Genomic DNA, 21,849 nt, shown 5'->3' on the forward strand with positions numbered 1-21,849 from the left:
AGCTCAGCCGGACTGCGGCAGATCAATGAGCGGCGGAGCGCAAGCTCTGCCGCATCTTGCTGGGCGCGACGCGATACCAGGTCTTGAACTTTCGACCGAAGCTGGTCGGGTCTGAATAGCCCAGTTGCGACGCAATGGCTTCCATCGACAGTTCGGTGTGCTGCAAGTACCAGGCGGCGTGCTCTTTGCGCAGGTTGTCCTTGATATCGGAGTAATTGATGCCCGCATCTGCAAGCCTGCGCACGAGCGTTCGCCCGGAGATTCCGAGATCGACAGCCAACTCACCCGCTTCCGGATTGATCGCCAGCCGCTCGAGAAGCGCGCGGCGGACGCGCTGCACGAAGTCCCCCTGCCCCTGTTCCGATGCCGCACGTCCGCAAGCCTCCGCGGCTGCGACAAATGCCTTTGCATCAGCGGAAGTACAAGGCCAATGAAGCATCTCTGTCGGCAACTGAAACGTCAGGCATTCCTGGTCGAATGCCGCCCGTCGCACGTACCGCAGACACGGCACGTCGTTGCCCGCAGGCCGGGGGTAAGGCAACCCCACCGTGAGTTCGTCAGCGGGCCGCCCCAACATTGCCTCCAGCAGTCTGCAGTGCGCGCCAACGATGGACTGCGTAACGAAGACGTGGGTCTCGCACAACGGACGCGACGGCCTGACCTTGAGGATGCTCCATTGGCGCCCGTTTTCCATCTGGAACTCCACACCACCGAAGATCTGCCCGGCATGTCGGCTCACAAATTCAAGGCCTTGGCCGAGACTTTCGCTCGTCACGGCGGCGATGCCGACAGGGCTGTGATAGGGCTGGATCATCGAGCCGGCCATCAGGCCCAAGGCCGGCTCTCCGCTGCACAGCACCGCTTGCGCGACGAAGCGGCGAAAGACCGAGAAGTCCACCATGTCCTGCCCGTCGCAGAGGTCCTGCCATGCCAAACCCGCGTTTGAGAGCACTGTAGATGGCGACACGCCACGGCTGTTGAGGCAGTCGAGCACGCTTCGAACATAGACGGGATGCGCAAACGGAATGGAGACCTCGGCCTTGGGATTCATAGTCGATCGTGGATTGCATCGGCGAGTCCGTGCGCGAGGTGCCCATGTCAGAAAGGGCAATGCATTCGACTTGGAGGGATCTTCAAATCGCAGTCGGAGCCGACCGCGCCAAATCTACTCTCCGCGTCTCTTTGTTTGGCCTTCAAATGGCCGAGAAGGATCGCGAAGCTGGTCCAGAAAGGTCCAGAAAGGTCCAGAAAGGTCCAGAACTTCAATCGGAGTGCAATGATTGACGCACTCCGCGCGCCACATTGCATGGCGCGCGATATGTTTGGCCGTGCGCTGGAATCAGCGCACGTTGTTGGAGGCTCCGCGGCGGAACATCAGAGCGATCAACAGCAGTCCCAACACGGTGAATGCAATGAAAGACCAGTTGGCCAACGACAGCCCCAGCAGCGTCCAATCGACTTTCGAACAATCACCGGCCCCGCGAAAGATCATGGGCAGCGCGCGCTGGAGAGGAAAAGTCTCGATCATCCCGTAGATGTCGCGGCCGCACGTCACGACTTCCGGCGGATGCCATTGCAGCCAGCTCTGGCGCGCGGCGGTGTATGCGCCGCCCACAGCCATGATCAGCCCGAGCAGCGAGCCCGTCACCTGCAGCCCCTTTCGGCGGCTCAGTGAGGCCAGCCCCGCGAATACCGCCACCAGCACCAGCGCGTACCGCTGCACGATGCACATGGGGCAAGGTTCGAGCCCGACCACGTGCTGCAGATACATGCCAAATGCAAGCATCGCCACACATGCGGCGCAAATCAAAGCCAGGGCACGCCGAGGCGCGCCGAAATACCAGTCGATCATGGTGAAACCCAGTCCTCTACGAACACCCGGGCCTTGCGCGGCGTGGCGACAACGGTGTCGCCCTCGTGCAGACCCAGGTCCCGGAACTGTTGCGCAGGGAGTTGCGCTTCGATAATGGTTCCGGAGCCCGGATTATCTGGATTCGATTCGGTGGGTTCGAGTTCCAGCCGCGCAATGGGGCCGACCACGATCGCGCGAGTCAACGTTGCGACGATTCCGGTCGCACCGGGCGCATAGCGCCTGACCTCGAGGTCATGCGGCCGCACGTAGGCCAGTGCCTTTCCGTTCCGGAGCTCGCTGTTTTCCGGGGAGTCGATGCGGATGCCTTCGACGTGCACCTCGCCCTCGTGAGCGCGCCCGTGGAAGAGGTTCACGTCACCGAGGAAGCCGTAGACGAACGGACTCGCCGGATGGTCCCACACGTCTTGCGGAGAGCCGACTTGTTCGACCTGCCCGCTGTTCATCAGCACCACCCGGTCGGCGACTTCGAGCGCCTCTTCCTGGTCGTGCGTGACGAAGATGCTGGTGACGTGCAGTTCGTCGTGCAAGCGCCGAAGCCACCGGCGCAGTTCCTTGCGCACCTTGGCATCGAGCGCGCCAAAAGGCTCGTCGAGCAGCAACACCTTGGGCTCGACTGCAAGCGCACGCGCCAGGGCGATGCGCTGGCGCTGGCCGCCCGACAGCTGAGCGGGATAGCGATCGGCCAGCCAGTCGAGTTGCACCAGCTTCAAAAGCTCATGCACCTTGGCCTTGATCTGCGCTTCGCTAGGACGCGCACTGCGCGGCTTCACACGTAGACCGAACGCCACGTTCTCGAACACCGTCATGTGCCGGAACAGCGCGTAGTGCTGGAACACGAACCCCACCTGCCGCTCGCGCACGTGCACATCGGTCGTGTCTTCGCCCGAAAAGAGAATGCTGCCCGCGTCGGCCGTTTCCAGTCCCGCGATGATGCGCAGCAACGTGGTCTTGCCGCAGCCCGAGGGGCCGAGCAACGCGACCAATTCGCCCGACGAGACGTCGAGGCTCACATTCCGCAAGGCCTGGAAGTCGCCGAAGGCCTTGTTGACGTTGCGAATTTCAATACTCATGTTTCCTCTCCTTCACTTTCCACCGACTGCGTGGCCGCGCCACCCGATGAAACTGCCATAGTCCCCAAGCCAGGAACACCGCGGAACCGGCTTCGCCGGGCCGCCGGTGTTGCCCCCGGCAGGGGATGGGCGCCCGACACGAAGTGCGGGCAACCTGGGGGCGAGCTTCATGTCCGGGGCCGCTCTGGCGGCAGGTCGGCGATGGCCTTCATTTCACGCTCGTGCCGCCATTCGACGAAGGACTTGATCACCAGCGTGACCAAAGCCAGGATGGCCAGCAGCGATGCCACCGCGAAGGCGGCGACGGACTGGTATTCGTTGTAGAGCACTTCCACATGCAGCGGCATCGTGTTGGTCTGGCCGCGGATGTGACCCGACACGACCGACACGGCGCCGAACTCGCCCATCGCACGCGCATTGCACAAGATCACGCCGTAGATCAGGCCCCACTTGATGTTGGGCAGCGTCACGCGCCAGAAGGTCTGCCAGCCGGTCGCACCCAGCACGATGGCGGCCTGCTCTTCTTCCGTGCCCTGCGCCTGCATCAGAGGGATCAGTTCGCGCGCGATGAACGGAAAGGTCACGAAAACCGTCGCCAGCACGATGCCGGGCACGGCGAAGATAATCTTGATGTCGTGCGCTGCAAGCCAAGGTCCGAACCAGCCCTGCGCGCCGAAGATCAGCACGTAGATCAAGCCGGCGACCACGGGCGACACGGCAAACGGCAGATCGACCAACGTGGTGAGAAATGCCTTCCCGCGAAACTCGAACTTGGCGATGGCCCATGCGGCCGCGACCCCGAACACGAGGTTCATCGGCACGGCAATGGCGGCTGTCAGCAAGGTGAGGCGGATGGCGCTCCACGCATCGGGCTCCTTCAACGCATCGAGGTAGGCCTCGAAGCCCTTGCGCAGTGCTTCGGTGGCGACGGCGGCCAGCGGCAGCACCAGGAACAGCAGCATGAACAGCATCGCGATGCCGATGAGCGTTCGGCGCACCCATGCGGATTCGGTCGTTCCGGCCTGCGCGCGGCGAACGGTGGTGGAACGCGCGCTCATGACGAACTCCCCGCGCGGCGCCGCTGCCACGCTTGCAGGCCGTTGATGACCAGCAGCAGCACGAACGAAATCACCAGCATCACCAGCGCCACCGCGGTCGCACCGCCGAAGTCGTATTGTTCGAGCTTGCCGATGATGATCAGCGGCGTGATCTCCGAGATCATCGGCATGTTTCCGGCAATGAAGATCACGGAGCCGTATTCACCGATGGCGCGCGCAAACGCCATCGCGAAACCCGTCAGCAGCGCCGGCGCGATCGAAGGCAGGATCACCTTCGTGAAGGTCTGCAGGCGCGTTGCGCCGAGGCTCGTGGCGGCTTCTTCAAGTTCTTTTTCAGTGTCTTCGAGCACCGGCTGGACGGTCCGGACCACGAAAGGCAGACCAATGAAGATCAGCGCAATCACGATGCCGGTCGGGGTGAAGGCCACCTTGATGCCGAGCGGTTCGAGGTATTGGCCGATCCAGCCATTGCCGGCAAGTAGCGCGGTCAGCGAGATGCCGGCGACCGCCGTCGGCAATGCGAAAGGAAGGTCGACGAGCGCGTCCACGATCCGCTTGCCGGGAAACTTGTAGCGAACGAGCACCCAGGCGACCAGCAACCCGAACACCAGGTTGACCAGCGCGGCAATCAGCGATGCGCCAAAGGTCAGGCGATACGACGCCATCACACGAGGTGCTGTGACCGCGACCCAGAACTGGTCCCAGGTGAGCGTGAAGGTCTTGAAAACCAGCGCCGAAAGCGGAATCAGGACGATCAGGCTCAGGTAGAGCAGCGCATAGCCGAGCGTGAGGTGAAAGCCCGGCAGCACGCGCCGAGATACACCTGTGCCACCCGCACGCGCAAGCGGCGCCGCCGAGGACGGCAGCGCCGAAGACACGGCACCGCTCATTTATTTGCCGCCGGGCGTGTACAGCCGGTCGAACTGCCCGCCGTCGTTGAAGTGCACCTTCTGCGCTTCGCTCAGGCTGCCGAACAGTTCCTGCACGGTGAAGAGTTGCAGCGGTTTGAAGGTCGCGGAGAACTTCTTGAGCACCGCTTCGGAACGCGGGCGAAGCGCATGCTTGGCCGCGATTTCCTGCGCCTCGTCCGAGTAGAGGTACTCGAGATATGCCTTGGCAAGCTCGCCGGAGCCGCGCTTTGCGGTCGTGCGCTCGACGACAGCGACGGGGTTCTCGGCCAGGATGCTGATGGACGGATACACGGCCTGTGCCTTGCCTGCGCCGAATTCGCGGTCGATGGAGACCACTTCGGATTCGAAGGTGATCAGCACGTCGCCTATGTTTCGTTGCAGGAAGGCGGTCGTCGCATCGCGGCCGCCGCGCGCGAGCACCGGCACGTTCTTGAAGAGCTTGCCGACGAACTCGGCCGCCTGGGCGTCGGTGCCTCCCTTCTTCTTCACGTAGCCCCACGCGGCGAGATAGGCGTAGCGGCCATTGCCGCCGGTCTTGGGGTTGACGATCACGACCTGAACGCCGGGCTTGATCAAATCGTCCCAATCCTTGATGCCTTTGGGATTGCCGTTGCGCGTGAGGAACAGCATCGTCGACGTGGTCGGCGACGCGTTGTACGGGAAACGCTTGGCCCAGTCCTTTGCGACCACGCCAGCGTTGGCGAGGAATTCGATGTCGGTGCTGGTGTTCATTGTGACCACATCGGCGTCCAGCCCATCCGCAACGGCGCGAGCTTGCGCGCTGGAGCCCGCATGCGACTGGTCGATCTTGACGTCCTTGCCGGTGGTCTTCTTGTAGTTCGCAACGAAGGCGGCGTTGTAGTCCTTGTAGAACTCGCGCGCCACGTCGTACGAGACATTGAGAAGCGAGGTCGGTTGCGCGGACGCAGCGCCGGCGGCGGCGAGCACCAGCGCGCCGAGGATCGTCTTGATTCTGGAAGTCATAGAGTTGCCAAAGGTTCGAAATTTCGACGGCCGTCCATCAGAGTGGTCGGCTCGTCCGTCAAGGATTGGAGCAGAGCGAGGCCCAGCGGCCAGTCCCCATGCCCGGATTCGATGTTGATGTGGCCGGCATTCTGCATCCGAACGAATTCGCTTCCCCAAGCGCGAGCATAAGCACCCGCCAAACGCACGGGGCAAAAGGGGTCGTTGCTGCTCGCGACGACGATGCTTCGATAGGGCAGCTTGGCGTGAGGGACCGGCGCGAAATCGGACAAGACGGCACGGCGCTCGGGGTCCGCCGGCGCCACCAGCAGCGCGCCGCTGATGCGAGCGGCCGCGGCTTCGCAGAGGTGTGCCGTCGCAATGCAGCCCAGGCTGTGTGCGGCGATGACGACCGGCGTGGGACTCTCGAGCACAAGCTTTTCGAGTGCAGCGACCCACGCCGCACGTGTCGGCGTGATCCAGTCATCCTGCGTCACTCGAACTGCGCCTTGCATCCGCTCGGCCCACAGGCTTTGCCAGTGGCCCGGACCGGAGTCACGCCAGCCCGGCACGATCACGATGGTTTGTTTTGTCACACGGAGAATACGTTGGAGGCGTTGGTGGGCAGCCCCGGATTCTGCGAAGCATCGCTTCAAAGACAAACGAATATCTGCTTGTTTGAATATGGTGTTTTGCGCATAAGGAAAAGCGGTGGAACTCACCCGGCAAGATCGTGCGGCTCATCGCTGTCGAGGTTTTCCACGAGGAAATCGATCAGCCGGCGCACCGCCGGGACCAACGCGCGCCGGGCGGGGAACATCATGTGCGTGATGCCCGGAGCCGGCCCCCAGCCCGGCAGCACCTCAACCAGCTTTCCTGCTTTCAGTTCGCTGCGGCACATGTAGTCAGGCAGAACTGAGACTCCGGTGCCTTGCACCACGGCGAACTTGAGCGTAAGCAGGTCGTCGGCCACGTAGCGCGGCACATGCGAATGAACGGTCACCTTGCCACTCGGCCCTTCGAGGCGCCAGTTGGCACGACCATCGCCAGTCGACATCGAAACGGTGTCGAGCTTCGACAAGTCCGCTGGCGCCGACACGGGCCCCTGCTGCCGGATCTGTTCTGGATTGCCGACCAGGATGCCGCGGCTGATTCCGAAAATCTTGGCTACAAGTGTTGTGCTGTCCTCGACCTCGGGTCGCACGCGCAGCGCCAGGTCGACGCCCTCCTCGACCAGGTCGACCGGCCGGTTCAGCACACGCATCTCCACGCGCACTGCGGGATAAAGCGCCATGAAACGCGGTAGCAAAGGCCCCACGCTGCTCTGCGCCAAGGTCACGGGGCAGCTCAAGCGGACCGTTCCGCGCGGCTCCGTCTGGGCTTGCGCCACCGCCTCCGCCGCCGCTTGCGCCGCATCGCGCATGGCAGCGCAATGCTTCAGGTAGATCTCGCCGGCAGACGTGAGGGATAGGCGCCGGGTGCTGCGCTGCATGAGTTGGACGCCGAGTTGGGCCTCCAGATCGGCGACGCGGCGCGAAAGCCGCGACTTTGGAATGCCAAGCGCGCGGCTGGCAGCTGCAAAGCCGCCGCGCTCCGCCACTTCGGCAAAGAACACCATGTCGTTCAGGTCTTGCATGATCCACTGTCCTATTTTTGGAACGAACTGGGCCATTTTTACTTACTTATCAGCCAATCGCCACAAAAATAGAATCCTACTCACGCCGACCGATTTCAGCGCCGGCACTGTTCAAGAAAGACTATCGATCATGAAACTGCTGCACGTCGACTCCAGTGTCCTGGGCACCAACTCCGTTTCGCGTCAACTGAGTGCCGAAATCGTGGCCGACTGGCGCAAGGCCCACTCCCACACTACCGTCGAGTACCTCGACCTGGCCGTGGACACCCCCAACCACTTCAGCGCCGATGCGCTCGGCATCAAGGTCGGCGTTCAGGCTGAACCCACCGAAGCGCAGCGCCGCGAAAACGAAGTTTCCGAGCGCCTCGTGACGCAATTCCTGGCTGCGGATGTCATCGTGATCGGCGCTCCGCTCTACAACTTCACGGTGCCGACCCAACTCAAGGCGTGGATCGACCGTCTGGCTCAAGCCGGCCGCACCTTCAAGTACACCGACAAGGGCCCAGTCGGCCTCGCAACCGGCAAGACCGTGATCGTCGCTTCGACGCGCGGCGGCATGTACTCGACCAGCGACGGCGGCCAGGCGATGGAGCACCAGGAGAGCTACCTGAAGGTCATTTTCGGCTTCTTCGGAATTACCGATGTGCGCATCGTGCGCGCCGAAGGACTTGCCATGGGCGATGCTGCAAAGTCGGCTGCGATCGCCGCTGCACGCGCAAATATTGGCGGAGCGACAGGCAAGGCTGCCAATCAGGACGTCGCAACGCTGGCCGCGTAAGCCACACACTGGCTCGCGCACCTCTGGGTGCGCACCACCCGAATTGGCAGATTTGAGAGGTGCGCCAACGCGCAGAGCCGGTTTGCGGACACGTAGGCCAGCTATGCGAGCGCCTTCTCAGTGGTTCGAGCCGCTTTCGCTACCTTCTCGCGCAGCCAAGCGTGACCCACGTCATGCTCGTCGCGGCCATGCCAGATCGCACGCATGGTCGATGGTCGAGCTTGGTAGGGCGGCGGTCGGCGAATAAGGTCTTCGCGCTTCGTGAGAGCCACTGCCAGAGACGCGGGCACGATGGACAGCATTGAAGTGTCACGAAGCAGCGCGGGAATGGCGAGCGCGTGGGGGACGGTGATTCTCACCCGCGGCCCCTCCTTCGATTCAATGAGTGCCTCTTCCAACGCATGCCGGTCAAACATTTCCGACTGGCGTGCGAGGCCACGTTCAACGATAAACCCTCCCACTGCGCCCTCCTCCTGTCCTCCGACGGACAGGGTGACCAGCGGGTACTTCGTCAAATCCTGGAGCGTGAGTTTCCGGCGGGAGGCGGGGTGTCCCTTGCGCATCAAGATCGCCTCTCCCTGGGACAACAACGTTTGAGAGTTGAGTCGCGACGGCACCTGCGAAAAAATGCCAATAGCCAGGTCGATGCGCCCCAAGTCAATCTGCTCAGCCAAGTCCAGTCGCGTGGACGGACGGATGACGAGATCGATATGCGGAGCAATTTCTTGCAGTTCTCGGGACAAGGGCACAACAATCACCTCGGTCACGTGGTCGTTCGCCGCAATGACGAAACGCCGCTTGGATGTTTCGGGTGAAAACGGCTCCACTCCCACGATAGCCTCGATCTGGCGCAATGAGTCCCGCAGGCCCGGCGCCATCGCCGTTGCACGGCCGGTCGGCACCATGCCTTTCCCCGTACGCATAAAAAGCTCGTCGCCCACAAGTTCGCGCAGCCTCCTGAGCGCATGGCTAACCGCCGATGGCGTCAGATTGAGGCGCTTACCCGCCACTAGCAGATTGCGGTCCTCGTAGACGGCCTCGAACACCTTCAACAGGTTGAGGTCCATGCGACCAATGCTCACGACTTCACCTCCTGCAGTTGAATTGCGTTCATTATGGAACTGCAGATCTATCGTTTCCATTCAGTTCGAGTTTCGCCCATGATCGTGTCCAGGCATTCCGCAAAGGCGAGACCACGATGACCGAAACAAACATTCAGGACAGACAGGCGCTCATCGAGCGCTGCATCCCCTTCCTCGAAGAAGTGAAGGACATGACCGCCGGAGCCGCGGTCGAAAACTGGTTGAACCAGAAGTACGGGGCTGACAGCGAGCTCTATCGGACCCTGGCTCACTTGGTGTTGAAGGGCGTGCAAGACGGCTGGGCAGCGAACGTCCCGATCGACGGTCAGGCTTACCGCCGCAGCCGCATCGCGGAGCCCTCGGAGCGCACACTGCACTTCAGCATCACAGCCGTATACATGGACAGCACAGGGAATCAGCAGGGTCATCCTGATCATCACTTCCTCGGGCAGTACCACGGCCATCCCTATGGCGAGATCAACATGGTCATTCCGCTCAATTCCGGCGCCGCATTGAAGGGGCCGAATGGCTGGTGCTTTGGTGGCTGGACCGCACCGCCGCCGGGCAGTCACCACTATCCGGAAGCAAAGGGCGGCGCCGTGATTGCGCTGTTCTTCCTCCCCTCCGGACGGATTTCGTATCACGACGCGCCGCTGCAGGGGTGAACCATGGTCCAGACGGCAACTGAATGGTCCCAGGAGACCATTGCGAAATGCGTCTCCTCCGTCATGCATTCGCGCCGAGCGGTTCGTGCATTCAAGCCGGAGCCTTTGCGCCGCACGCTTGTGGAAGCGATCTTGGAGGATGCAGCAACTGCCCCAAGCGGTGGCAACATCCAGCCCTGGCGGGTGCATGTGGTCAGCGGCGTGGCCAAGGAGCAGCTGGCAAATGCGTTGGTCGCAGCGTTTCGTGCCGGAACCGCACCGGCGCCGACGCACTTCCCCGAACCGTTGCCGGATGTATTCCGTACGAGGTTGCTTGACTTCGGCGCGCGGTACTACGCCTCCCTCAAGATTGATCGCAACGATGCTTCGGCGCGCATGCGCCAAACCGAGCGAAACTTCTCATTTTTTGGCGCCCCGGTCGGTCTCATTTTCAGCATCGACCGCAGACTGAAGGCACACAGCTGGATCGACCTCGGCCTCTTCGCGCAGAACGTGATGATCGCCGCGAAAGCACGTGGCGTCGACACCTGCCCGCAGGTCGCATTTGCGCAGTTTCATGACCAGATCGCATCCCATCTTGCGATGCCCCCGGAGGAAGTAACCGCCTTCGGCATGTCCATGGGATACGGCGATCTGGAGGCCCCGGTGAATCAAGCAAGCATGCCTCGGGAACGCAGGCACGATTTCGCGCGACTTCTCGGTTTCCCGGCCTGAAGATCAGCAGAACCATGACCATGAGCAATCGAATCGACTACAACGAAGTCGCCCCAACGGGCATCAAGGCACTTGGCAACGTGTACGGGTACATCTCGCAGAGCGGTCTTTCACCGGTTCTGGTGGATCTGGTGTACTTGCGTGTTTCGCAGATCAACAACTGCGCCTACTGCTTGGACATGCACACGCGTGACCTGTTGAAGAAGGGGCAGGCAATCGAAAAGCTCGCACTGCTGCAAGCATGGAGAGAGGCAGGTGCCCTCTTTGACGAGCGGGAACGTGCCGCGCTGGCTTGGGCTGAATCGGTGACACGCGTGGCGGAGACCGGGGTCCCCGACAGCGACTACCAAGCTGCTCGCACCGTCTTTGACGAGCGGGAGCTAGTGGACCTGACCATTGCCATCGGGCTGATGAATACCTACAACCGCATGGCGATCAGTTTCCGCAACACCCCTATGGCGGTCATTCCAAAACAGGTAGTCAACGCCAGGAGAGAGTCATGATGCTTAAGGAAATATCAGGGGTGCGTATCCCGGACAGCAAACTCGCGCGCGAACTGACTCAGCTCATTCGCGATACCGAGAGTGATTTGCTCTTCCACCACTCGGTCCGAGTTTATTGCTGGGGAGTCTTGGCAGGAAACCGAACAGGATTGAAATTCGATCCTGAACTGCTTTACGCGGCTTCCATGTTCCACGACATTGGCCTCACCGCACGCTATAAAAATAGTCAGCTACGCTTTGAAGTGGATGGCGCGAATGCCGCGCGTGAATTTCTTCGGGGGCACGGCATCGCCGATAGCGATATCGAGACGGTTTGGAACGCCGTCGCTCTCCACACAACGCCTGGCATACCGCAATTCATGCGTCCGGAGATCGCATTGGTGCAGGCGGGGGCTGGCATGGATGTAGCCGGCCGCGGCTATGACCAATATACCAACGCTCAGCGGGAGGCCGTTGTCGCCGCCTTTCCCCGAGAAACTGACTTCAATCAGGGAATCATCGACGCCTTCTACCAGGGCATGAAGCACCGCCCCGACAGCACTTTCGGAACCTTCAACGATGACGTCCTGGCGTTCAAGGATCCACAGTTTCGGCGGGTTGATATGTGCAGCGTCATCCTTGCATCAAGCTGGAACAGCCGAAATGTCCCAACAGGTTGTTCATCCGCCCACGACCATCTGGGAAGCTGCGGTCACTAGGCCATCGCAACGAAGGATGGGACAACGGATGAACAGTCATAGCGCGCGCGATTGATTCGGTCGACCTAGGTCTCAGCGGTTCAGCGTTTGGGATGGCAACTCGCCGTACTTCTCGCGATAACGTGCGCTGAAGTGCCCAAGGTGAGCGAAGCCCCACCGCAATGCGACATCGCGCACCGTTTCACCGGCAAGGCGCCCTTGCGACAGCTCGTCGCGCACGCGCGCCATGCGCACATCGGACATGTAGCGCATCGGCGTGGTGCCCTTGTACTTCCGAAACCCGAGGAACAGCGCCCGCGTGCTCACGTCCACGTGGCCGGCGACGTCCGCGATCGAAATCGACTCGTGTGCGTGATCGTGGATGTAAGCCTCCGCCCGCCGCACGAAACCGGGAGAGACGCTGTGCTCGGCCGCGCCGAGAACTTCGCGGTACGTGTGCGGCTGGCATTGCAACAGTGCGGCAATGCCCGCTTGCTCAATTTGCGAAGCCAGCAGCGGGGAGTCGACCCATGGCGAACTTTTCGAGAGGTCGTCGCCGAGCTCCTCGAACAACCAGCGAATCCACCGTGCCCATGCCGCCACCTGCGGCTGATCGAGCACCATCGCTGGCGTAAAGACGAGCGGGTCGCGCAAGGGCCGGCCGAGCTGGCCGGCGCAATGCTTTTCGAGTGCCGCGCGCTCCACGCGCACGAACAGCTTCTCGCAACCTTCATGGTGGAGCATCGTCATCGACTCGCTGGGACTGACGACCGACGCGACGGCGCTCGTCGACTGCACCGTTTCACCCGCCGTGCGCACGCTTTCGTTCCCTTTCAGAAGGACCTGAACGAGATAAAAGCTCTCAAGCCGTCCCGGATCGATCGCCACAGTGGCGCCGTAGCCCATCCGCCCCAAACCCAAAGCGCCGATTCCGCGATAGTGCATCGATGCCTTGACGCGCTGGCGGCTGCCGACGACCGTCAGCTTGTGATCGCAGAACACCTGCGTGACGCGGCTGCGCGCCTCGTCGAGATCTGAAGTCTGAAAGTGGCCGACGTGAGCCAACGGGCTCTGGGCATCGGCAACAACTGAAGCTTGAATCACGCTCTCTCCGGAAATCTGGTCTGAAACGCGTCTGGGCAGTCCCGTGTCCCGATACTGGGCGCTCGCGCCGAGCCCGGACTTCGGGGATAACCCTCGACCGCCGCGCTCCCTGCGGCCATGGCGGCACAAAGACTTGCACTCATGGGACAGCGCTTGCGCGCCCGGGACACTGCCCTCGCGCCGTGCCCCTATCGTGAACCCGTCCAAGTCCACACATGCACGCCCCATGCCAATCCAAGCAACTCCCCTCCTGCAACGCAAGCACTTCCTGCTCGGCACCTTTGCATCCAACTGTTCCAGCGGCATGTCCGTCACCAAAGTGCCGGAACGTTGGCAGAACACCTGGGACAACAACCTGAAACTCGCCCAAATGCTCGACGACGCGGGCATCGACTTCATGCTGCCCATCGCACGCTGGATCGGCTACGGCGGCGAAACCAACTTCCACGGCGATGTTCTCGAAACCGTGACCTGGGCAACCGGACTGGTCGCCCAAACCAAGCAACTGACGGTGTTCGCGACCACGCACACCGCGGCCAACCATCCGGTCGTTGTCGCGAAGCAGATTGCCACCATCGACCAGCTCGGCCAGGGCCGGGCCGGCCTGAACATCGTGGCCGGATGGAACAACCCGGAGTACGAGGCGCTGGGCCTGAAGCTCCCGCCCGATCACGAGACGCGCTATGCCTACGCCGAAGAGTGGTATCAGCTGGTGCGCAAGCTTTGGCAAGACCCGGGCATCTTCGACTGGGACGGCGCGCATTTCCAGCTCAAGGGCATACACAGCCATCCGAAGCCCTACGGCGAATTGCCGCCGATCCTCAATGCGGCAGGCTCGGGGCTGGGGCGTGAATTCGCCACGCGCAATGCGAACTTCCTCTTCACGCCGGCTATTGATCTTGCCCGCTCGAAGGATGAAGTCGCCGAATTGCGAAGCTCGGCAAACGCCAAGGGGCGCGAGGTCGGAGTACTGACTTTCTCTCATGTGGTCTGCCGGCCGACGGAGGCAGAGGCGCGCGCCTATCTCTCGCATTTCGGGCAGGAGCATGCGGACTGGGCGGCCGTGGACAACCTGGTCAACCTTCAGTTCGCGCACGCACAATCGTTTCCGCACGATCTGCTGGCGCTGATCCGCGACCGCATGGCGGCGGGCCACGGTGGCTATCCGCTGGTCGGCACCCCCGAGCAAGTGGCTCAGGGGATCATCAGCCTCGCCGAGGCCGGCTTCAGCGGCACCACGCTGTCCTTCGTCGACTACGTCAAGGAGTTCCCGTACTTCCGAGACACGGTTCTCCCGATCCTCCATGCACATGGCCTGCGCGATGCATGACACGGCCGATCCAGTCGACGGCCACGCCTTCCGCACGGCCATGCGGCAGCTCGCGGGCGGGGTCAGCGTCATCACCGTTGGCACTCTTGGAGCGCGCACGGGTTTCACGGCCACGTCCGTCGTCTCGCTGTCGGTCGAACCCGCGGTATTGCTGGTGTCCGTCAACGCCTCGTCTTCGTCCTGGCCGTTGATGCGCGAGCACGGACGGTTTGGCGTCAACGTACTTGGGGAGCACCAGCAAACCGTCGCAGAGCGCTTTTCGGGCCGACAGGGCATTCAGGGCGAGGGCCGCTACGCGCGATCGAGGTGGCATCGGATCGAAGAAGCGTGGCTGCTCGACGGCGCAACGGCTGCCTTCGCCTGCGAGATCGAGGAAAGCTTCGAGCGTCACGGCCACTGCGTCGTGCTTGGCCGCGTGCGCGCAGTTCGCACCGGCGAGCGCGACGAGGGCGCGCTCGTCTACTGGAAAACCAACTACACGGCCTTGACCATTCCCACTGCTCTCACTGCTCTCACTGTTCCCACGGAGATCCGCACCCATGACACATGCCACTCTTGATCGCCTCGCCTCCGAACTGCTCGAAGGGCGAATCCGCGTCGTCGACCTCACCCAGACCTTGTCGCCCGACTTTCCAGCGCTGCAACTGCCGCCGCAGTTCGGCCAAGTCTGGGGCTTCAAGATGGAGAAGATCTCGCACTACGACGAAGCGGGTCCGGGCTGGTACTGGAACAACTTTTCTTGCGGCGAACACACGGGCACGCACTTCGATGCACCGGTGCACTGGATCAGCGGCAAGGACCATCCGAACAACAGCGTCGATACCATCGACGCCCGGAATTTTGTCGCGCCGGCTGTGGTGGTCGACGCCTCCGCTGAAGTCGCCGGCAACCCTGACTGGCTGTTGACCGTGCCCTTCCTCGAAGCGTGGGAATCAAAGCATGGCCGCATTCCAGCCGGTGCGTGGGTATTGTTTCGCACGGACTGGTCCCGCCGCGCGAGCGATCCGGCGGCGTTCCTGAATCTGCGCGAGGACGGCGCCCACACGCCGGGGCCCACCCAGGAAACAGTGCAATGGCTCATCGAGCAGCGCGACGTGCATGGCTTCGGCGTGGAGACCATCAACACCGACGCCGGGCAGGCGCATTCGTGGCCACTGCCCTATCCGTGCCACACGCTGATGCACGGCGCCAATCGCTACGGGCTGCAATGCCTGACGAACCTGCATCAGTTGCCGCCGAGGGGCGCCATGATCTGGGCAGCGCCACTGAAGATCCAGGGCGGCTCCGGCAGCCCGCTGCGCGTTCTTGCGCTTATTTCGAGTGGTCCTTGATCCAGGCGACGTACTTGTCGACCCAGCTCTGCAGAAACTGCTTGGTCGAACCTTCCGCGACATGTCCCTTGTCGTCGAAAAGGCCTTCCTTGTTCTGCAGGAAAACCTCGGGCTGGCCTAGCGTCGGCATGTCCAGGTAGGCCAGGATCGTGCGCAACTGCTGCTGCGCAATGGCGGTGCCGATCTGGCCCACCGAAATACCGATCACGCCGGCTGGCTTGCCCGCCCAGGCGCTCTGGCCATAGGGGCGCGAAGCGTTATCGATTGCGTTCTTCATCACGCCCGGGACTGCGCGGTTGTATTCGGGGGTAACGAACAGCACCCCGTCAGCCGCCGCGATCTCGGTCTTGAGGCGCTTGACCGAAGGCGCCTGATTGCCGTCCTGGTCCTGGTTATAGAGCGGGAGATCGTCGATCTGCAGATGCTCGAAAGTGAAGTCCTCGGGGGCAAGATGCGCAATGGCCAGCGCGAGCTTGCGGTTTAGCGAGTCCTTCCGCAGGCTGCCGATGACCACGGCGATTTTTTTCTGGGCCATGAAAACTCCTTGTCTATGGTTGAAGGAAGTTGCAATGAACGATGGGCGGGTCAGGCCTGCCGACGCTGCGGCGCGTTCTGCAGGCTGGCCTGCGTCACATTGGCGCCGGGCGGCACATCATCGGTGATCCACACATTGCCGCCGATGGTCGCGCCCTTGCCCAGCGTCACGCGCCCCAGGATGGTCGCGCCGGCGTAGATGACCACGTCGTCTTCAACGACCGGGTGGCGCGGCAGGCCCTTTTGCAGATTGCCCTCGACATCGGTCGGAAAGCGCTTGGCACCGAGCGTCACCGCCTGGTAGATGCGAACGCGCTTGCCGATCACGGCTGTTTCGCCAATGACGACGCCCGTGCCGTGGTCGATGAAGAATCCGGCGTCGATCTGAGCACCGGGATGGATGTCGATGCCGGTCTGTCCGTGCGCCAGTTCGGCCACGATGCGCGCCAGCAGCGGCAAGCCCAGGCCGTACAACCGATGGGCCAGGCGATGATGAATCATCGCGAGAATGCCGGGGTAGCAGAGCAGCACCTCGTCAACGCTTCGCGCCGCGGGGTCGCCCAGGAAGGCGGCGAGCACGTCGCCGTCCAGCAACCGGCGGATGCCCGGCAGCGCCGCCGCGAAGTCGCGGACTGCCGCGTCCGCGTCGGCGTCGATTTCTTCGGGAGCGCGCGGCTCATGGCGCGCCGTGTAGCGCAGTTCGAGCCGCGCCTGCGCGAGCAATGACTGAAGCGCCGCATCCAGCGTGTAGCCCACATAGAAGTCTTCGCTTTCCCTGCGAAGCTCCGGCGGACCGAGCCGCATCGGAAAAAGCGCGCCCTTCAGCGACTCGACAATGCCTGCCAGCGCATCGCGTGAGGGAAATTCGCGACTGCCGGGCTCGCGCGACCGCTTCTGGGCATCGCGCCATTCGTCGCGGGCCTCATGCAGGCCGGCGACGATGTCACTGACGTCGAACAGGGACATGCCATTCCTTTGGTGTTCGGTGTTGGGGCTTGAACCTTGCACCATCGCACAAAACCCCACCCTGAGCGGGTTTCTACCTCAAACCCGGCCCACGGTCTTCAGGCAAGTCCGGCCGTCCCTCTTACCAGCCCGCCAGCACCGAGCCCTTGAACTCGGTCTGGATGTAGTTGCGCACCTCATCGGAGTGATAAGCCTTCACCAGCTTGGCGACCCACGGCTTGCTCTTGTCCCGCTCGCGCACGACGAGGATGTTCACGTAGGGGCTCTTCGCGCTTTCCTTGGCAATCGCATCCTTGCCGGGGTTGAGGCCAGCAGACAGCGCGAAGTTGGTGTTGATGCCGGCGGCATCGAGGTCATCCAGCGTGCGCGGCAACTGGGCCGCATCGACTTCCACGAACTTGATCTTCTTGGGGTTCTCGATCACGTCGAGCGGCGTCGCCTTGAGCCCGGCTTCGGGCCTGAGCTTGATCAGCCCTTGGTCCTGCAGCACGAGCAGCACACGCCCGCCATTGGTCGGGTCGTTCGGCATGCCGAAGCGGGCGCCTTCCTTCAGGTCGTTCAGGCTCTTGACCTTTTTCGAATAGATACCAATGGGGAAATTGACGGTGTAGGCCACGTCCGCCAGCTTGTAGTTGCGGTCCTTGATCTGCTGGTCGAGGTACGGCTTGTGCTGATAGCTGTTGGCGTCGAGGTCGCCCGCGGCCAACGCGGCATTGGGCTGAACATAGTCACTGAACTCGATGATCTGGATCTTGAGTCCGTCCTTTTCGGCCACCTTCTTGACCTGCTCGAAGATCTGGGCGTGCGGCCCGCCGGTGACGCCGACCTTGATCGGCTTGTCCTGAGCGAGCGCCGGCACGGCCGCAAAGCCCGAGACGATCGTCATTGCGATGATCGACTGAAGAAGCTTGCGTTTGGGGTGAATCATGAAACGAGTTCCTTGAGAGAAAAAAAGAGAAAAGTCACTTGTGGCTGAGCCTGCGCACGAGCCAGTCACCGCCGCTTTGCAGCGCCTGCACGAAGAGGATCAGCACGATGACCACAGCCAGCATCACTTCGGGCAGAAAGCGCTGATAGCCGTAGCGGATGCCGAGGTCGCCCAGTCCGCCGCCGCCGATCGCGCCCGCCATCGCCGAATAGCCGGTGAGGCTGACGAAAGATATTGTCACGCCGGCCACGATGCCCGGGAGAGCCTCGGGCAACAGCACCTTCCACACGATCTGGCGCGTGGTTGCGCCCATGGCCTGCGCAGCTTCGACCAGTCCGCGATCGACCTCGCGGAGGGATGTCTCCACCAGCCGCGCGACAAAAGGAGCGGCGGCAAGGCTCAACGGCACCACGGCGGCCGCAGTGCCGATCGACGAGCCCGTGAGCAAGCGCGTCAACGGAATGATCGCGACCAGCAGGATGATGAAGGGCGTGGAGCGCACCGCATTGACGATGGCACCGACGATCCGGTTGGCCGGGCGGTTCTCGAGCACGCCACCGGTGTCCGTGAGATGCAGGTACACGCCGAGCGGCACACCCACCAGCGCGCCGATGAAGCCCGAGATGCCGACCATCACGATGGTTTCCCACAACGAAGCGGCGAAGAGTTCCAGCATCGGCCTGGTGAAGACGTCAAACATGGGCGACCTCCTGCACCACCACGCCGGCGCCCCGCAGATAGGCCACAGCCGAAGCGACCGACTCCCCCGCTCCGCGCGCCAGCACGGCAAGCGAGCCGAAAGGCCGGCCCTGGATTTCGTCGACTTGCCCATGCACGATGGACAGGTCGATGCCAAACCGGCGGATCACCTGCGAAAGCAGCGGCTGGTCCGCCGCATCGTCCCCTGCAAAGGCCAGGCGCAGCAACTGAGGCGCATGTGCGGCGTCGTCTTGCATCAGCGCGCGGATGCGCGCAAGCACGCTTTCAGGCAGTTCTTGTGGCGCAATGTCGTCGAGCAGGCTGCGCGTCGTTTCATGCTGCGGCCGCGTGAAGACATCGAGCACGGCCCCCTGCTCCACGATGCGGCCATGGTCGATGACCGCGACTTGTTGCGCGAGCTGCTTGATGACCTGCATCTCGTGGGTGATGAGCAGGACAGTCAGGCCGAATTCGCGGTTGATGTGCTGCAACAGCGCGAGGATCGAGCGCGTGGTCTCGGGGTCGAGCGCCGAGGTGGCCTCGTCCGAAAGCAGCACCTTCGGCCGGTTGGCCAATGCCCGCGCGATGCCGACGCGCTGCTTCTGACCGCCGCTGATCTGCGCCGGATAGCGGTCGCGCAGGCCGGTGAGGCCCACCAGTTCCAGCAGCGGATCGACCCGCCCCTTGATCTCCGAGGCACCGAGGCCGGCGAGTTCGAGCGGCAAGGCCACGTTGTTGTACACGGTGCGCGACGCCAGCAGGTTGAAGTGCTGAAAAATCATGCCGATGCCCTGCCGCGCGCCGCGCAGTTCGACATCGTTCATGGCCGTGAGCTCGCGCCCATCCACCCGCACGCTGCCGCGGATGGGGCGATTGAGGAGATTGATAGTGCGCACGAGCGAGCTCTTGCCCGCGCCGCTGCGCCCGATCACGCCGAACACTTGGCCCGGCGCCACCGTCAGGTCGATGCCCTTGAGAGCCTCGACCGGCCCGCTCGGGCCGTCGTAGATCTGATGAATATCTTTGAGTTGAATCATCCCCGTATTAGAGCTTGGCGATCGACACTTCGGTCGACTTCACCAGCGCGACCACGTCGGAGCCCGGCTTGAGTTGAAGCTCGTCGACCGAGCGCGTCGTGATGACCGAGGTCACGATGCCCCAGGCGGTCTCGACATCGACTTCGGAGACGACGTCGCCGCGGATGATCTCGCGGACCTTGCCCTTGAACTGGTTGCGAACGTTGATGGCTTGGATGGACATGGAAAACTCCTTCGGTTGGGTGATTGAACTGGATGAAGGGCTCATACGGCCCAGCGCAGCACGTGCGCGGGCCCATCGGCCCAGCGGGTATCGTTGGCCGGTTGGGCTTCGGGGCTTTGCGGCTTTTGCAGGACCCGATCAAGAATGCGCTTCTCGATCGCCGCGAAGGCCGGGTCGCCCTGCGAGCGCGGCCGTGCGAGCGCGATGTTCTCGTCCAGCGCGATGCGCCCGTCCTCGATCAGGATGACGCGATCGGCCAGCGCCACCGCCTCCTGCACGTCGTGCGTGACTAGCAGCGCAGTGAAGCGATGTCGTTGCCAGAGGTTCTCGATCAGGCGATGCATCTCGATGCGAGTCAGCGCGTCGAGCGCACCCAGAGGCTCATCGAGCAGCAACAGGCGCGGCTGATGCACGAGGGCGCGCGCGAGCGCCACACGCTGTCGTTGCCCGCCGGAAAGCCGCGCCGGCCATTCGTTCTTGCGCTCGGCAAGGCCGACTTGCGCCAGGACTTCTTCGCCATGAGGGCGGCTCTGCGCGGGCAGGCCCAGCGTCACGTTGTCGAGCACGCGCCGCCACGGCAGCAGTCGCGCCTCCTGGAACATGATCCGCGTGTCGTCGTGCAGGCCAGCGACCGAGTTGCCGTCGGTATAGAGCGCACCCTCCGAAGCCTCTTCAAGACCTGCGACCAGCCGCAGCAGCGTGCTCTTGCCGCATCCGCTGCGGCCGACGATGGCGATGAATTGGCCAGGCTCGACCGAAAGCTGCGTATTGCGCAGCACTTCGCGCTCGCCGTAGCGCTTGGAGAGGCCGCGAATATCGAGCCGGACGCCGCCGGGCTCTTCCGATGGACTGTGCGGGATTTGCGGGATGTAGGGGATGGCGCTCATGGTGTTCACTTTGCTGTCGTCACTTCATCACTTCGCAACGCGATAGCCCGGATGCCACCGCAGCCACCAGCGTTCGAGGCCGCGCGCGAACAGATCGGCCAATTTGCCCAGCAGCGCGTAGAGCAAGATGCCGACGAGCACGATGTCCGTCTGCAAAAACTCGCGCGCGTTCATCGTGAGATAGCCGATGCCCGATTGCGCAGAGATGGTCTCGGCCACGATGAGGATCACCCACATCAGCCCGAGCGAAAAGCGCAGGCCGACCAGGATTGACGACATCGCGCCCGGAAGAATCACTTCCTTGTAGAGCTGCCAGCGCGTGAGGCCGTAAGTGCGGCCCATCTCGATCAATTGCGGATCGACATTGCGGATGCCGTGGAAGGTGTTGAGGTAGATCGGAAAGAACACCGACACCGAGATCAGGAACAGCTTGGCCGACTCTTCGATGCCGAACCACAGGATCACGAGCGGAATCAACGCCAGCGCCGGGATGTTGCGCACCATCTGGATCGTCGAATCGAGCAGCGTCTCGAAGAAGCGGACCGACCCGGTGAGCAGCCCCAGGGCAAGGCCGAAGCCGCCGCCGATGGCCAGGCCGCCCAGCGCGCGACCGGCGCTCACCTTGACGTGCGTCCACAGCTCGCCCGACGCAGCCAGCGTCCAGGCCGCCTTGATGACGTCGACCGGTGCAGGCAGCACGCGCGTCGAAAGCCATCCGAGGGATGACGCAATCTGCCACGCCACGATCAGGCCTACCGGCACCAGCCAGGGCACGAGGCGCTTCGCTACCGAGACCCCGAAGCCTTTGACGGCGCCCAGCAACGGCGCCGACGTGGATGCGGGAGTTTGTGCGGGCAAAGTCTGCACTTGTTCAGTCATG

26 protein-coding genes are annotated in these 21,849 nt (G+C 62.8%); 8 read left to right on the top strand and 18 right to left on the bottom strand.

Translation table 11 applies throughout. The annotated features are described in order from the left end of the window. Nucleotides 1–22 precede the first annotated feature (22 nt). The 8 genes from AC1DSF_RS06245 to AC1DSF_RS06280 form a co-directional block, all read right to left on the bottom strand. Nucleotides 23–1,051: an AraC family transcriptional regulator gene (locus tag AC1DSF_RS06245; RefSeq protein ID WP_478126363.1), complete on the bottom strand. Its 1,029-nt coding sequence runs from the start codon at nucleotides 1,049–1,051 to the stop codon at nucleotides 23–25. A gap of 288 nt (nucleotides 1,052–1,339) precedes the next feature. Beyond that, nucleotides 1,340–1,852 carry a disulfide bond formation protein B gene (locus tag AC1DSF_RS06250; RefSeq protein WP_478126364.1) on the bottom strand — a complete coding sequence of 171 codons (513 nt, stop codon included), beginning with the start codon at nucleotides 1,850–1,852 and terminating at the stop codon, nucleotides 1,340–1,342. Continuing rightward, nucleotides 1,849–2,943: a sulfate/molybdate ABC transporter ATP-binding protein gene (locus tag AC1DSF_RS06255; protein ID WP_478126365.1), complete on the bottom strand. Its 1,095-nt coding sequence runs from the start codon at nucleotides 2,941–2,943 to the stop codon at nucleotides 1,849–1,851. Before AC1DSF_RS06255 ends, AC1DSF_RS06250 begins: the two co-directional genes overlap by 4 nt. Before the next feature lie 167 nt (nucleotides 2,944–3,110). Next, nucleotides 3,111–4,001 carry a sulfate ABC transporter permease subunit CysW gene (cysW, locus tag AC1DSF_RS06260; RefSeq protein WP_478126366.1) on the bottom strand — a complete coding sequence of 297 codons (891 nt, stop codon included), beginning with the start codon at nucleotides 3,999–4,001 and terminating at the stop codon, nucleotides 3,111–3,113. Beyond that, nucleotides 3,998–4,891, bottom strand: coding sequence for a sulfate ABC transporter permease subunit CysT (cysT, locus tag AC1DSF_RS06265; RefSeq protein WP_478126367.1), 894 nt, complete (start codon nucleotides 4,889–4,891; stop codon nucleotides 3,998–4,000). Before cysT ends, cysW begins: the two co-directional genes overlap by 4 nt. Then, entirely contained in the window at nucleotides 4,892–5,896 is a 1,005-nt protein-coding gene (locus AC1DSF_RS06270) for a sulfate ABC transporter substrate-binding protein (protein WP_478126368.1), read from the bottom strand. It abuts the gene before it with no gap. After that, the gene (locus AC1DSF_RS06275) at nucleotides 5,893–6,471 is read right to left on the bottom strand and encodes an RBBP9/YdeN family alpha/beta hydrolase (RefSeq protein ID WP_478126369.1); all 579 of its coding nucleotides are present in this window, start codon (nucleotides 6,469–6,471) and stop codon (nucleotides 5,893–5,895) included. The genes AC1DSF_RS06270 and AC1DSF_RS06275 overlap by 4 nt, the downstream gene beginning before the upstream one ends. A gap of 122 nt (nucleotides 6,472–6,593) precedes the next feature. Continuing rightward, entirely contained in the window at nucleotides 6,594–7,511 is a 918-nt protein-coding gene (locus tag AC1DSF_RS06280; protein WP_478126370.1) for a LysR family transcriptional regulator, read from the bottom strand. Between the two features lie 130 nt (nucleotides 7,512–7,641). Between AC1DSF_RS06280 and AC1DSF_RS06285 the strand changes: the two genes are divergently transcribed. Further along, nucleotides 7,642–8,289, top strand: a complete 648-nt coding sequence (locus tag AC1DSF_RS06285; protein ID WP_478126371.1) for an FMN-dependent NADH-azoreductase — start codon at nucleotides 7,642–7,644, stop codon at nucleotides 8,287–8,289. A gap of 101 nt (nucleotides 8,290–8,390) precedes the next feature. Here the strand turns inward: AC1DSF_RS06285 and AC1DSF_RS06290 are convergent, their stop codons facing one another. After that, nucleotides 8,391–9,371, bottom strand: a complete 981-nt coding sequence (locus AC1DSF_RS06290) for a LysR family transcriptional regulator (protein WP_478126372.1) — start codon at nucleotides 9,369–9,371, stop codon at nucleotides 8,391–8,393. Nucleotides 9,372–9,487: 116 nt separating this feature from the next. Here AC1DSF_RS06290 and AC1DSF_RS06295 point away from each other — a divergent pair, with 116 nt between their 5' ends. Genes AC1DSF_RS06295 through AC1DSF_RS06310 form a run of 4 tightly spaced genes read left to right on the top strand, consistent with a single transcriptional unit; the run spans nucleotide 9,488 to nucleotide 11,951 of the window. Next, nucleotides 9,488–10,036 carry a 4-hydroxylaminobenzoate lyase gene (locus AC1DSF_RS06295; RefSeq protein ID WP_478126373.1) on the top strand — a complete coding sequence of 183 codons (549 nt, stop codon included), beginning with the start codon at nucleotides 9,488–9,490 and terminating at the stop codon, nucleotides 10,034–10,036. A 3-nt stretch (nucleotides 10,037–10,039) separates the two neighbouring features. Then, the gene (locus tag AC1DSF_RS06300) at nucleotides 10,040–10,750 is read left to right on the top strand and encodes a nitroreductase (RefSeq protein WP_478126374.1); all 711 of its coding nucleotides are present in this window, start codon (nucleotides 10,040–10,042) and stop codon (nucleotides 10,748–10,750) included. A 20-nt stretch (nucleotides 10,751–10,770) separates the two neighbouring features. Next, nucleotides 10,771–11,253 (top strand): carboxymuconolactone decarboxylase family protein, encoded by a 483-nt coding sequence (locus AC1DSF_RS06305; RefSeq protein ID WP_478126375.1) that lies wholly within the window; start codon nucleotides 10,771–10,773, stop codon nucleotides 11,251–11,253. Continuing rightward, nucleotides 11,253–11,951, top strand: coding sequence for an HD domain-containing protein (locus tag AC1DSF_RS06310; RefSeq protein WP_478126746.1), 699 nt, complete (start codon nucleotides 11,253–11,255; stop codon nucleotides 11,949–11,951). Before AC1DSF_RS06305 ends, AC1DSF_RS06310 begins: the two co-directional genes overlap by 1 nt. 72 nt (nucleotides 11,952–12,023) lie before the next feature. On the opposite strand, the gene AC1DSF_RS06315 is transcribed toward AC1DSF_RS06310, so the two are convergent. Next, nucleotides 12,024–13,034 carry an AraC family transcriptional regulator gene (locus tag AC1DSF_RS06315; RefSeq protein WP_478126376.1) on the bottom strand — a complete coding sequence of 337 codons (1,011 nt, stop codon included), beginning with the start codon at nucleotides 13,032–13,034 and terminating at the stop codon, nucleotides 12,024–12,026. A gap of 226 nt (nucleotides 13,035–13,260) precedes the next feature. Here AC1DSF_RS06315 and AC1DSF_RS06320 point away from each other — a divergent pair, with 226 nt between their 5' ends. The 3 genes from AC1DSF_RS06320 to AC1DSF_RS06330 are packed head-to-tail and all read left to right on the top strand — an operon-like array spanning nucleotide 13,261 to nucleotide 15,695. Beyond that, nucleotides 13,261–14,364: an LLM class flavin-dependent oxidoreductase gene (locus tag AC1DSF_RS06320; RefSeq protein WP_478126377.1), complete on the top strand. Its 1,104-nt coding sequence runs from the start codon at nucleotides 13,261–13,263 to the stop codon at nucleotides 14,362–14,364. Then, nucleotides 14,339–14,923, top strand: coding sequence for a flavin reductase family protein (locus tag AC1DSF_RS06325; protein WP_478182470.1), 585 nt, complete (start codon nucleotides 14,339–14,341; stop codon nucleotides 14,921–14,923). Before AC1DSF_RS06320 ends, AC1DSF_RS06325 begins: the two co-directional genes overlap by 26 nt. Next, on the top strand, nucleotides 14,904–15,695 hold the full coding sequence (locus tag AC1DSF_RS06330; RefSeq protein WP_478126379.1) for a cyclase family protein: 792 nt from the start codon (nucleotides 14,904–14,906) through the stop codon (nucleotides 15,693–15,695). The genes AC1DSF_RS06325 and AC1DSF_RS06330 overlap by 20 nt, the downstream gene beginning before the upstream one ends. Here the strand turns inward: AC1DSF_RS06330 and AC1DSF_RS06335 are convergent. The 8 genes from AC1DSF_RS06335 to ssuC all read right to left on the bottom strand — a co-directional run bounded on the left by AC1DSF_RS06335 (nucleotide 15,676) and on the right by ssuC (nucleotide 21,848). After that, a complete protein-coding gene (locus tag AC1DSF_RS06335; protein WP_478126380.1) occupies nucleotides 15,676–16,230 on the bottom strand; it encodes an NADPH-dependent FMN reductase in 555 nt (184 codons plus the stop codon). The genes AC1DSF_RS06330 and AC1DSF_RS06335 overlap by 20 nt on opposite strands. Nucleotides 16,231–16,280: 50 nt before the next feature. Further along, a complete protein-coding gene (gene epsC / locus AC1DSF_RS06340) occupies nucleotides 16,281–17,195 on the bottom strand; it encodes a serine O-acetyltransferase EpsC (RefSeq protein WP_478126381.1) in 915 nt (304 codons plus the stop codon). A 121-nt stretch (nucleotides 17,196–17,316) separates the two neighbouring features. After that, a complete protein-coding gene (locus AC1DSF_RS06345; protein ID WP_478126382.1) occupies nucleotides 17,317–18,123 on the bottom strand; it encodes a MetQ/NlpA family ABC transporter substrate-binding protein in 807 nt (268 codons plus the stop codon). 34 nt (nucleotides 18,124–18,157) lie between these two features. Next, nucleotides 18,158–18,823, bottom strand: coding sequence for a methionine ABC transporter permease (locus AC1DSF_RS06350; RefSeq protein WP_478126383.1), 666 nt, complete (start codon nucleotides 18,821–18,823; stop codon nucleotides 18,158–18,160). Beyond that, complete coding sequence (locus AC1DSF_RS06355; protein ID WP_478126384.1) at nucleotides 18,816–19,859, bottom strand: methionine ABC transporter ATP-binding protein; 1,044 nt, start codon at nucleotides 19,857–19,859, stop codon at nucleotides 18,816–18,818. The genes AC1DSF_RS06350 and AC1DSF_RS06355 overlap by 8 nt, the downstream gene beginning before the upstream one ends. 7 nt (nucleotides 19,860–19,866) lie before the next feature. Continuing rightward, nucleotides 19,867–20,082 (bottom strand): TOBE domain-containing protein, encoded by a 216-nt coding sequence (locus AC1DSF_RS06360; protein ID WP_028250350.1) that lies wholly within the window; start codon nucleotides 20,080–20,082, stop codon nucleotides 19,867–19,869. A gap of 41 nt (nucleotides 20,083–20,123) precedes the next feature. Then, nucleotides 20,124–20,969 (bottom strand): ATP-binding cassette domain-containing protein, encoded by an 846-nt coding sequence (locus AC1DSF_RS06365; protein ID WP_478126385.1) that lies wholly within the window; start codon nucleotides 20,967–20,969, stop codon nucleotides 20,124–20,126. Nucleotides 20,970–20,996: 27 nt separating this feature from the next. Continuing rightward, nucleotides 20,997–21,848 (bottom strand): aliphatic sulfonate ABC transporter permease SsuC, encoded by an 852-nt coding sequence (ssuC, locus tag AC1DSF_RS06370; RefSeq protein ID WP_478126386.1) that lies wholly within the window; start codon nucleotides 21,846–21,848, stop codon nucleotides 20,997–20,999. Between the last annotated feature and the right edge of the window lies 1 nt (nucleotide 21,849).

It is taken from the genome of Variovorax sp. 01N429, from assembly GCF_056399425.1.